The organism is Streptomyces sp. NPDC051243 (assembly GCF_044455405.1).
Taxonomy (GTDB): Bacteria; Actinomycetota; Actinomycetes; order Streptomycetales; family Streptomycetaceae; genus Streptomyces.
The window spans coordinates 423429-434716 of the sequence record NZ_JBITES010000010.1; the positions used below are offsets into that span (position 1 = coordinate 423429).

9 protein-coding genes are annotated in these 11288 nt (G+C 71.6%); 7 read left to right on the top strand and 2 right to left on the bottom strand.

What is annotated here, in order from left to right; all coding sequences use genetic code 11:
* Positions 1-1131 (top strand): MBL fold metallo-hydrolase, encoded by a 1131-nt coding sequence (locus tag ACIBAG_RS27055; RefSeq protein ID WP_399108288.1) that lies wholly within the window; start codon positions 1-3, stop codon positions 1129-1131.
* A gap of 101 nt (positions 1132-1232) precedes the next feature.
* Here the strand turns inward: ACIBAG_RS27055 and ACIBAG_RS27060 are convergent, their stop codons facing one another.
* Together ACIBAG_RS27060 and ACIBAG_RS27065 are read right to left on the bottom strand one after the other, a co-directional pair.
* On the bottom strand, positions 1233-1862 hold the full coding sequence (locus ACIBAG_RS27060) for a DedA family protein (RefSeq protein WP_399108290.1): 630 nt from the start codon (positions 1860-1862) through the stop codon (positions 1233-1235).
* Positions 1859-2632 carry an MBL fold metallo-hydrolase gene (locus ACIBAG_RS27065; RefSeq protein ID WP_399108292.1) on the bottom strand — a complete coding sequence of 258 codons (774 nt, stop codon included), beginning with the start codon at positions 2630-2632 and terminating at the stop codon, positions 1859-1861. Before ACIBAG_RS27065 ends, ACIBAG_RS27060 begins: the two co-directional genes overlap by 4 nt.
* Before the next feature lie 83 nt (positions 2633-2715).
* On the opposite strand from ACIBAG_RS27065, the gene ACIBAG_RS27070 reads away from it, so the two are divergent.
* The 6 genes from ACIBAG_RS27070 (at position 2716) to dnaK (ending at position 10966) form a co-directional block, all read left to right on the top strand.
* Complete coding sequence (locus tag ACIBAG_RS27070; RefSeq protein ID WP_399108294.1) at positions 2716-3123, top strand: hypothetical protein; 408 nt, start codon at positions 2716-2718, stop codon at positions 3121-3123.
* A gap of 212 nt (positions 3124-3335) precedes the next feature.
* On the top strand, positions 3336-5378 hold the full coding sequence (locus tag ACIBAG_RS27075) for a phage holin family protein (RefSeq protein WP_399108329.1): 2043 nt from the start codon (positions 3336-3338) through the stop codon (positions 5376-5378).
* 230 nt (positions 5379-5608) lie between these two features.
* Positions 5609-6670, top strand: a complete 1062-nt coding sequence (locus ACIBAG_RS27080; RefSeq protein ID WP_399108296.1) for an ATP-binding protein — start codon at positions 5609-5611, stop codon at positions 6668-6670.
* Positions 6667-8466: a hypothetical protein gene (locus ACIBAG_RS27085; RefSeq protein ID WP_399108297.1), complete on the top strand. Its 1800-nt coding sequence runs from the start codon at positions 6667-6669 to the stop codon at positions 8464-8466. The genes ACIBAG_RS27080 and ACIBAG_RS27085 overlap by 4 nt, the downstream gene beginning before the upstream one ends.
* Before the next feature lie 64 nt (positions 8467-8530).
* Entirely contained in the window at positions 8531-8959 is a 429-nt protein-coding gene (locus tag ACIBAG_RS27090; protein ID WP_399108299.1) for an OsmC family protein, read from the top strand.
* Between the two features lie 129 nt (positions 8960-9088).
* The gene (dnaK, locus tag ACIBAG_RS27095) at positions 9089-10966 is read left to right on the top strand and encodes a molecular chaperone DnaK (protein ID WP_399108301.1); all 1878 of its coding nucleotides are present in this window, start codon (positions 9089-9091) and stop codon (positions 10964-10966) included.
* Positions 10967-11288: the final 322 nt, after the last annotated feature.

Consider the following 11288-nt stretch of genomic DNA (forward strand, 5'->3'; position numbering starts at 1 on the left):
ATGACGCAGCAGTCCGAGTCGACCTCACGTACGACCACATCGGGTACGGCCAACTCGCGCACGGCCACCACGCGTACCACCACGCCGGGTAGGGGCACGGCTAGCACGACCACCCAGGAATCCGACGCCCCGCCGGACCCGTCTCCCTTCGCGCCCCCGTTCCCGCCGCTCGCCGCACCCCGCCCGCTGAACGAACGCCGGGTGTGGCCGCGGACCTTCCACGACCGCCTCACCGCCCCGCTCCCCGGCATCAAGGCCCTCGCCCGCTTCGCCCGCGAGGGCGCCGTACGCCCGGGCCGGGAGGGCCTCGCCGACATCCCGCGGCTGCCCTTCGAGCCGGGCCCGCTGCCCCGCGTGGACGCGCGCACGGTCGCCGTCTCCTGGGCGGGGCACGCCAGTTGGGTCGTCCGGATCGGCGGGCTGACCGTCCTCACCGACCCCGTCTGGTCACGCCGCATCCTCGGCACCCCGGCCCGTATCACCCCCGTCGGCATCGCCTGGAACGCCCTGCGACGTGTCGACGCGGTCGTCATCAGCCACAACCACTACGACCACCTGGACGCCCCCACACTGCGCCGACTCCCGCGCGACACCCCCGTGTTCGCGCCGGCCGGCCTCGCCTCCTGGTTCCGGCGCCGCAGGTTCACCCAGGTCACCGAGCTGGACTGGTGGGAGGCGGCCGAACTGTCCGGCGTCCGCTTCGACTTCGTGCCCGCCCACCACTGGTCCAAGCGCACCCTCACCGACACCTGCCGCAGCCTGTGGGGCGGGTGGGTGCTCACCGCTCCCGACGGGCAGCGCGTGTACTTCGCGGGCGACACCGGTTACGGCCACTGGTTCACCCGCATCGGCGAGCGCTACCCCGGCATCGACCTCGCCCTGCTCCCCATCGGCGCCTACGACCCCCGCTGGTGGCTCAGCGACGTCCACTGCGATCCGGAGGAGGCGGTGCGGGCAGCGCAGGATCTCGGCGCGCGCAGGATGGCGCCGATGCACTGGGCGACGTTCGTGCTGTCGGCAGAACCGGTCCTGGAACCAATCACGCGCGTGCGTGCGGCGTGGGAGAAGGCGGGGCTGGACCGGGAGGACCTGTGGGACATGCCGGTGGGAGGATCACGCGTCCTCGGGTAAGGGCCGTCGCCGACGCAGGGCCGCGCAGGGGACCAGGGACCAGGGACCAAGGATCAGGGATCAGGGATCAGGGATCAGGGACCAGGGACCAGGGATCAGGTCTAGGCGGCCTTGGTTCCCTTCCGGATCCTCCGCCACACACCCGGGACGGCGCTGATCAGCACCGTCAGCGCAACGGCCGCCACCACGCCCTCCCAGGGCTCGTCGAACAGCGAGCCCCCCAGGATCCCGATCAACTGATACGTCACCGCCCACGCCAGGCACGCCGGAAAGTTGCCGCGCGCGAACCGCCGCATCGGCCAGTTCGCCAGCAGACAGGCCAGCATCACCGGCAGCCGCCCCGCCGGCACCAGCCGGGACAGCACCAGCACCGTGACACCATGGGCCGCGAGCTTCTCCTGCGCCTGCGTGAGCCGCTCCTCCGGCGCGCGCGAGCGGATCGCCTCCAGCCAGCGCGAGCCGTTCTTCGAGCCCATGCCGCGCCTGCCCAGCCAGTACAGCGTCGCATCGCCCAGGAACGCGGCCGTCGACGCCGTCACGAACACCAGCGCCAGCGAGAACGGCGCCGTCTGATGAAACGCCACCACCGCCGCGGAACTCACCAGTGCTCCCGTCGGCACGACGGGCACCAGCGCCCCGATCAGCACCAGCAGGAACAGTGATGGGTAGCCGATCGCCTGCTGCGTCGACTCCGGCGGGATCGTCGTCGCGGTGGCGGCCAGTGTCGTCACCGGGCCGCCTCCAGGCGCACGCTCTCCCCGTGCGCCAGCCGGTGCACCGCCACGCCGGGCGCGCGCTCTGCCGCGAGCCGCGCGAACTCGTCGCCGGGCGAGTGGAATTCATGGGGACGTAGGGCGTCCATGCCGATCGGCCAGTACGTGCCGTAGTGCACCGGCACGGCACTGCGCGGCGAGAGCCGGGCCAGTGCCTCGGCCGCCCGTCCCGCGTCCAGATGGCCTTCCCCGAGATACGGCCCCCAGCCGCCCACCGGCAGCAGCGTCACGTCGACCGGCCCGATCTCCTTCGCCATGGCGTCGAACAGCCCGGTGTCCCCGGCGAAGTACGTGCGTGCCTCGCCCTCGATGACGTAGCCGAGGGCGGGGGAGCGGTGCGGGCCGACGGGCAGGCGCCGCCCGTCGTGCCGCGCGGGCACGGCCCGTACGGTCAGCGCGCCCACCGACGTCACGTCCCCGGGCGCCATCTCGGTCACCCGCAGCCAGGTGAGGCGACGCAGGCCCGGCACCGCGCGTGGCGCGCCCTCGGGCACGAGCAGGCGGGTGCCCTGCGGCAGCCTGGCCAGCGACGGCACGTGCAGGTGGTCGGCGTGGAGGTGGGAGACCAGGGCGATGTCCGCGCGCCGGGCGGCGGGCGGCGGCAGCGCGCCCCGGCGGCGGCGCAGATGTGCGAGCCGGCGTGCGAACAAGGGATCGGTGAGGACGCGCACGTTCGAGTCCTCGACCGTGCAGGTGGCGTGCCCCCACCAGGTGATCTCCACCGGCACCTGCTTTGCCTCCTTCGCGCGACTCCCCGAAGCGTACGGGCTGGAGTAGGGTCGGCGGCGAAACCCGGAGGTGAGGGGGCGCCATGGGGCCATCCAGAGTGCGCGTCACGGCGATCGCCAGTCTGACGCCGCTCGAAGAGCTGGACGCCGATCCCTTCCTGGTGGACTCCCGCAGCCAGCACGCGATGTGCGCGCACTGGGCGGCCGAGCACGGGTACGTCGTCGCGCGCGAACTCCTGGTACGGGCGTTGCGGGCCGACCACAGCGTGCTGTGGGAAGGCGTCCGGCCCGGCCTCGACCTGTTCGTGGCACCCAGCAGAAGGGTGCTGGAGAGCGCCTTGTCGTCCGTCGAGGAGTTCACCGCGGAGTGCGCCCGGCGCGGGGTGCGGGTGGAGACGGTGGGCCGCGCCGAACCGATGTACGACGCCCAGATGAAGGCCCGGGTGCACCGGAGACTGTCGATGCCGACGGCCGGGTACGACGGGCGCTGACGATGGGGTTCGGGGGGCTGGGGCGGCAGCCCCCAGGAACCGGTGAGCCCAACCCTCTGGAGGGCCGAAGACCACCGGCCGCTGTCACGGCCATGTGCCACGCTGGGGGCGGAAGGCCCGTTTCGGGGCGGCGGGCCGGGACGTGAGGTGGGCTGGGCGTGCGTGATGGTCGTTGGCGGCGGGTCGCCAGTCAGATCGGGCGGAGCGTTGCCGTGTGGGCCGTGTCCACCGTCACCATGCTCGTGCTCGCCGGCCTCCTGCCCGACTTCCAACTGCAGTCGGCGGACGGCGACAGCGCCACCCGTATCGCCATCACCGCGGCCCTCGGCGCCGGCGCCTTCGGTCTGCTCTCGGCGATCTTCTGGCCCCTCCTCGTACGGCTCCTGCTCCTCGTGCCCGCCCTCGTGCTCGGCCTGCTGGTGTTCTTCCTCAACGGCTCGCTGCTCATCGTCGCCCTGCGCCTGGTTCCCTCCGGTGACAGCGAGGCCGCCCCCGAGACCGCCGTCATCGTCGCCGCCGTGATGTCCGCCGTCGCCTCCGCCACGGGCGCCGCCCTGGCCGTACGGGACGACGACGCGTACCGGCGCCGCCTGTACCGCCTCGCCGACCGCCGCCGCAGGGCCCTGCCACCCGGCCCCTCCAGCCCCGGCACCGTCTTCGTCCAGCTCGACGGCGTCGGCCACGACGTCCTCGTCGACGCCGTCGGCAAGGACCTGATGCCGACCGTCGCCCGCTGGCTCGGCAACGGCACGGGCGCCGGTCCCGGCGGCGCCGCCCGCCCCACCCACCGGCTCACCCCCTGGCGCACGGACTGGTCCAGCCAGACCGGCGCCAGCCAGCTCGGCATTCTCCACGGCAGCAACCACGACGTCCCCGCGTTCCGCTGGTACGAGAAGGCCGGCCGCGAGGTGATGGTCTGCAACCGCCCCACCAGCGCCGCCGAACTCCAGCGCCGCGCCATCGAACGCACCGGGGACGGCGGGCTCCTGGGTGCCGACGGTGCCAGCCGCGGCAACCTCTTCGGCGGTGGCGCCGACGAGCAGGCTCTCGTGCTGTCCATCGCGGCCAGAAGGCGCGGCCGGGAGAACCGTTCCCGGGCCGGCTACTTCGCCTACTTCTCCGACCCGGCCAACGCCGTGCGCACGGCGCTCTCCTTCATCGCCGAGGTCGGCCGGGAGATCGGCCAGTCCACCCTGGCCCGGGTCCGCCAGGTCCGGCCGAGGGTCTCCCGCGGCGGCCTGTATCCGTTCGTCCGCGCCTTCGCGACCGTCGTCGAACGGGACGTCGTCGTCGCCGCCGTGATGGGCGACATGCTCGCCGGCCGTACCGCCGTCTACGCCGACCTCGTGGCGTACGACGAGGTGGCCCACCACTCCGGGCCCGTCGGCCGCGACGCCGAGAAGGTCCTCGAACGCCTCGACCGCGCGCTGGCGTTGATCGAGAAGGTCGCCGAGCACGCCCCGCGCCCGTACCGCATCGTCGTGCTGTCGGACCACGGCCAGAGCCCCGGCGAGACCTTCCGCGCCCGCTACGGCCTCGGCCTCGGCGACCTGGTGCGGGCCGGCTGCGGGCTGCCCGTGCCGCGCAAGGCGCAGCGCACCCACAGCGGCGCGGAGGCCCGCGCGGCCGTGCGCGCCGCCCTGCGCATCCCCGTCGAGGAGGGCGGCGAGCGACACCGCCCCTCGCGCCGCAGTTCCGAGCCGATCGTGCTGGCCTCCGGCAACCTCGGCCTGATCTCCTTCCCGGACGTGCCGCACCGCATGACCAGAGAGGAGATCGACGCCCGCCACCCGGCCCTGCTCACCACCCTCGCCAACCACCCCGGCGTCGGCTTCCTGCTCGTCCGCAGCCAGGAGCACGGCGGGATCGTGCTCGGCGCGTACGGCGCGGAGATCCCCCTGGACCGACTGGACGACGAGCCCGGACCGTTGGAGGCCTTCGGGCCCGGTGCCGCCGACGCCGTACGCCGTACGCACTCCTTCCCGAACGCCGCCGACATCATGGTCAACTCCGCGTACGACCCCGCCGACGGCGAGGTGCTCGCCTTCGAGGAGCAGATCGGCTCGCACGGCGGCCTCGGCGGAGCGCAGGGCAGGCCGTTCCTGCTGTCGCCGGTCGTCTTCTCCGCGCCGGTCGACGACGGGGACGTGCTCGTCGGCGCCGAGCACGTCCACCGTGTGCTGCGCCGCTGGCTGCGCGAATCGGACGGCCCCCAGGTGCCGCTGACTCGGCATCAGGACCAGCGGGCGGCCTGACACAGGCTCTCATCGATGCGGGGGGTGCCGCTCCTCCGTACCCCCATGAACGAAGGAGCGGCTCTCACGGAGGACCGTGCCTCAACGTGTCACCGCGGGGCGGGATTGCCCAGGGCACATTCCGGTCAACCGGAAAATGGGCTGCGCCTGCCTCGCGCGGCACACAAACTGTTCGTATCGGGCGCCGCAGACCTGCGCGCCCTTCTCGAACATCCCAAGGAGTAGCTGCTTTGCAAGCAGCCGTCAGCGTCACGCCCGCCCGTATCCCCGAACTGCTTCTCGGCCTCGCCACCGTGCGGCCGGTCTTCATCTGGGGCGCCCCCGGCATCGGAAAGTCCTCCCTGGTCAGGGACTTCGCGGAGTCGCTGGGGCTGGAGTGCGTGAGTCTGCTCGGCACCCAGCTCGCGCCGGAGGACCTGATCGGCGTGCCGCAGATCAGGGACGGGCGGTCGGTGTTCTGCCCGCCGGAGGCGATCGCCCGCGACGAGCCGTACTGCCTGTTCCTGGACGAGCTCAACGCGGCCACCCCGGATGTGCAGAAGGCGTTCTACTCGCTGATCCTGGACCGCCGTATCGGCACCTACGAACTGCCCAAGGGATCCATCGTCATCGGCGCCGGAAACCGGGCCACCGACAACGCGCTCGCCCGGCCCATCGCCTCCGCGCTCGTCAACCGCCTCACCCACGTCCACCTGGAGGCGTCCGCCAAGGACTGGCTGACCTGGGCCACGGACAACGGCATCCACCCGTGGATCCTGGACCACCTCACCGACCGCCCCGACCACCTGTGGTCCAAGCCGCCGAAGACCGAGGAGCCGTTCTCCACGCCCCGCTCCTGGCACATGCTCTCCGACGCGCTGCACTCCTTCGGCCAGGGCCTCGACGAGGAGACGCTGAAGGTGCTCGCGCACGGCACGCTGACGCCTGCGCACGCCACCGCGTTCTGCGGCTACGTCAAGATCGTGCGCAGCCAGTTCGGCATCGAGGCCATCATCAAGGGCGACGCCCGCTGGCCGCACCGCATGGCGGACCGCGACCTGCTCTACTACCTCGCCGAGTCGTTCCGCGGGCGTCTCATCAAGGAACTGCCCGCGAGCAAGGAGCACATGTCGGCGAGCGGCCGGCAGACCGCGTACCGCGCGAAGTCGCTCCTCGTGCAGCTCGCGGAGATCTCCGTGGAGGTCGCGCAGAGCGTCATCGCCTCCGACGCCGACGGCAATCCCGTACTGCCGTCCTGGTTCCTGGTGGAGGCGGCGCGGGACATGCCCCGCCTGGTGGAGGCGCGGCGATGAGCCGCAACCAGGGCAAGGGGCAGAAGAAGCGGGACCTCGCGACCGAAGCGTTCACGGAGGGGTTGCGGCTCGTGCGCGCCAACCCGGCGCTCGCCACCGTCGAGTTCGGCATCTGCCGGCACGAGGAGTGCGAGCATGCGCCCCGCGACGGGCTGGTCCGCGTCGACTCCGACGGCGACCTGCACTTCCACAACTCCCGTATCGCGGAGCCCGCCCTGTGGGCCTGGTCGATCGCGCACGCCCTGCTGCACCTCGGCTTCGGGCACCTCCCCGCGAAGAAGGGCGCACGCGAGCAGCCCGACCGGTACGACATCGCCGCCCGTTGCGTCGTCGTCAACCGCTTCCTGCTCTCGTTCCCCGTGGGGCAGAGCCCGGAGCGACTGCCGCTGTCGTACCCGGACGGCGACGAGGAGCAGATCGCCGCGCGCTGGCGCCGCCACGGCATCCCGGCCGCGTACGAGCACTGCGGCACCGCCGGCCCGGAGCCCGACCAGCTGCTCATGGAGTGGACTGGATGGCATTCGCAGCCGCCGGACCACCAACTCGCCTTCGCCACCGCGCTGACCCGCACCGTCTCCACCGCGATGGACCTGGCGGGCGGCCGCCGCGACTCCATAGACGGCGAGCCGGTCAAGAAGCGGCCCTGGCAGTGGGCGCTGGAGTGGTTCATCACCTCCTACCCGCTGCTCGGCGGTATCGCGGCCGGCATCAAGCTCATCGCCGACGCCGAACTGGCCCACGCGCACGGCATCTCCGTCGCCGCCGTCAACGCCGAGGCCGGCGAGATCTACATCAACCCGCTGCGTCACTTCGAGGACGAGGAGTGGCGGTTCATCCTCGCCCACGAGATGCTGCACGCCGCCCTGCGCCACGGCGACCGCTGCGGCACCCGTGACCCGTACCTCTTCAACGTCGCCTGTGACTACGTCATCAACGGCTGGCTGCGCGAGATGCAGGTCGGCGAGATGCCCCAAGGGCTGCTGTACGACGCGCAGTTCACCGGCCTGTCCGCCGAGGAGGTGTACGACCGCATCGCCGGCGACCTGCGCCGGATGCGGCGCCTGGCCACCCTGCGCGGCAAGGGCGTCGGCGACGTGCTCGGTGCCCCGCTCGGCCCGCCCGGCGACTACGTCGACCTCGACGAGTTCTACCGCCGGGGCCTGGGCCACGGCCTCGACCTGCACCAGCAGCAGGAGCGCGGCTTCCTGCCCGGCGGCCTGGTCGAGGAGATCCGCGCGCTCAGCCATCCGCCGCTGCCCTGGGACGCGCGACTGGCCCGCTGGTTCGACGAGTTCGTGCCGCGCCCGGAGCCGGTGCGGACGTACGCCCGTCCCGCGCGCCGCCAGGCGTCGACCCCCGACATCCCGCGCGCGGGCCGCTACTTCCCGCCCGAGGAGATCGCCCGCTGCACTTTCGGCGTCGTCCTGGACACCTCCGGTTCCATGGACCGGATACTGCTCGGCAAGGCGCTCGGCGCCATCGCCTCCTACGCCGAGGCCCGGGACGTACCGGCGGCGCGGGTGGTGTTCTGCGACGCGGCGCCGCACGACGCGGGCTTTGTGCCGGTGACGGACATCGCCGGGCGGGTACGGGTGCACGGCCGGGGAGGCACGGTGCTGCAGCCCGGGATCGACCTCCTCCAGCGCGCGGACGACTTCCCGCCGGGCGCGCCCGTCCTGATCATCACGGACGGCTGGTGCGACGTGCTGCGGGTGCGGCGTGAGCACGCGTACCTGGTCCCGCCGGGTCGTCGACTGCCGTTCACCCCGCGTGGGCCGGTCTTCCGCGTGCAGTGAGCCGGAATGTGATCGGATGGGGGCACGGACCCAGGAAACGGGCCCCCACGCGAAAGGAAGAATCGTGGCTACCACGCGCTCCGCACACACCGTCTGGGAAGGCAACCTGCTCGAGGGCAACGGTGTCGTCAACTTCGACTCTTCTGGTGCCATCGAGGCGCAGCCGGTCACGTGGGCCTCGCGCTCCCAGGACGCCAGCGGCAAGACCAGCCCCGAGGAGCTGATCGCCGCCGCCCACTCCAGCTGCTTCTCCATGGCGCTGTCGCACGCCCTGGCCGGCGCGGGCAACCCTCCCACCAAGCTGGTCACGTCGGCCGACGTGAGCTTCCAGCCGGGTGAGGGCATCACCGGGATCCACCTCACCGTCGAGGGGACGGTGCCGGGGATCGACAACGACACGTTCGTCGCCGCGGCGGAGGACGCCAAGAAGAACTGCCCGGTGAGCCAGGCCCTGACCGGCACGACGATCACGCTGTCGGCCAAGCTCGCCTGAGCAGAGGGCCTGAGCGCTTGCTCAGGCCCCGTTTGGCGCCCTTCTGCCGGGTCACCCGTCCCATTGACAAGAACCCACTCAAGTTTTGTGCTGGTGTTCAAAAGGGTGCCCTGGCGGAAGGGGACGACGATGGCACGCGCGGTCGGGATCGATCTCGGGACCACGAACTCGGTGGTCGCCGTTCTGGAGGGCGGCGAACCCACTGTCGTCGCCAACGCGGAGGGGGCCAGGACCACACCGTCGGTCGTGGCCTTCGCCAAGAACGGCGAGGTCCTCGTGGGTGAGGTGGCCAAGCGGCAGGCGGTGACGAACGTCGAGCGCACCGCCCGCTCGGTGAAGCGGCACATGGGCGACGGCAACTGGCGCTTCCCCGATCAGGGCGACATCGACGGCACCCGCTACCGGGCGCAGGAGCTGTCCTCCCGGGTGCTGCAGAAGCTGAAGCGGGACGCCGAGTCCTATCTCGGCGAGGACGTCACCGACGCGGTGATCACCGTCCCCGCGTACTTCGACGACGCCCAGCGGCAGGCCACCAAGGAGGCCGGGGAGATCGCCGGCCTGAAGGTGCTGCGGATCATCAACGAGCCGACCGCCGCCGCCCTCGCCTACGGCCTCGACCGCGGCGAGGAGCAGACGGTGCTGGTCTTCGACCTCGGCGGCGGCACCTTCGACGTCTCCCTGCTGGAGATCGGCGACGGCGTCATCGAGGTCAAGGCCACCAACGGCGACACGCATCTCGGCGGCGACGACTGGGACCAGAGGGTCGTCGAATACCTGGTGAAGAAGTTCAAGGGGCAGTACGGCATCGACCTCGGCAACGACAAGATGGCGCTGCAGCGGCTGCGCGAGGGCGCCGAGAAGGCCAAGATCGAGCTGTCCAGCTCCTCCGAGACGACGATCAACCTGCCCTACATCACCGCGTCCGCCGAGGGCCCCCTCCACCTCGACGAGAAGATGACCCGCGCCCAGTTCCAGGAACTGACCGCCGACCTCCTCGACCGCTGCAAGACCCCCTTCCACCAGGCCGTCAAGGACGCGAACATCAAGCTCTCCGCGGTCGACCACGTCATCCTCGTCGGCGGCTCCACCCGTATGCCCGCCGTCACCGACCTCGTCAAGGAACTCACCGGCAAGGACCCGCACAAGGGCGTCAACCCCGACGAGGTCGTGGCCGTCGGCGCGGCCCTCCAGGCCGGCGTCATCCGCGGCGACGTCAAGGACGTGCTCCTGCTCGACGTCACCCCGCTGTCCCTCGGCATCGAGACCAAGGGCGGCATCATGACGAAGCTCATCGAACGCAACACGACGATCCCCACCCGGCGTTCGGAGATCTTCACCACGGCCGCCGACAACCAGCCCTCCGTCGGCATCCAGGTCTACCAGGGCGAACGCGAGATCGCCGCGTACAACAAGAAGCTCGGCGTCTTCGACCTCACCGGCCTGCCGCCGGCACCGCGCGGGGTGCCGCAGATCGAGGTCGCGTTCGACATCGACGCGAACGGGATCATGCACGTCTCCGCCAAGGACCTGGCCACCGGCCGCGAACAGAAGATGACGGTCACCGGCGGCTCTGCCCTCCCCAAGGACGACATCGACCGCATGATGCGCGACGCCGAGCAGTACGCCGAGGAGGACCGCAAGCGCCGGGAGGCGGCGGAGACCAGGAACCAGGCCGAACAACTCGTCTACCAGACCGAGAAGTTCATCCGCGACAACGAGGCCCAGGTCCCGGCGGACACCAGGTCGGAGGTCGAGTCGGCGATCGCGGACCTCAAGCAGCAACTGGAGCAGAACGCCGACACGAACGCCCTGCGCACCGGCGTGGAGAAGCTCGCCACCGTCAGTCAGAAGATGGGCCAGGCCATGTACGCCCAGTCCCAGCAGACCCCGACGGACAGCGCCACCGGCACCGAGCAGACCTCACCGCAGGACGACGACGGCGTGGTGGATGCGGAGATCGTCGACGACGAGAAGGAGCAGAGGGACCAGAAGGGCGGGGCGGCCTAGGCCCTGTCGTTTTGGATCAGGCCGGCTGAGAGGTGCGGCGCTCTTCAGCCGACCCGAGCCGGGGTCGATGGGGGTGCCCCCGCGCGAGCCGGGCGAAGCCGGTTCGAGCGTGGGGGAGTCGGCGAATGACGACAACGCGGCTGGGGGTACCCCCTGCTCTAGGTCGTGTCCGCAAAGTCCCGTCGTCCGCCCGGAGGGCGGGCCCCGCGGCATCTGGTGCGTGCTCCCGGCGTGCCGGGCGGAAGCCCTCGTACTGGTTGTACGTGGGCTTTCGCCCGGTGCGGCGAGAGTGCGTGCCAGGCGTCGCGGGGCAGGCGGGACT

Coding starts and splice junctions, on each gene's coding strand:
- ACIBAG_RS27055 (WP_399108288.1), top strand. CDS start 1: ATGACGCAGCAGTCCGAGTCGACCTCACGTACGACCACATCGGGTACG.
- ACIBAG_RS27070 (WP_399108294.1), top strand. CDS start 2,716: ATGGGGCCATCCAGAGTGCGCGTCACGGCGATCGCCAGTCTGACGCCG.
- ACIBAG_RS27085 (WP_399108297.1), top strand. CDS start 6,667: ATGAGCCGCAACCAGGGCAAGGGGCAGAAGAAGCGGGACCTCGCGACC.
- dnaK (WP_399108301.1), top strand. CDS start 9,089: ATGGCACGCGCGGTCGGGATCGATCTCGGGACCACGAACTCGGTGGTC.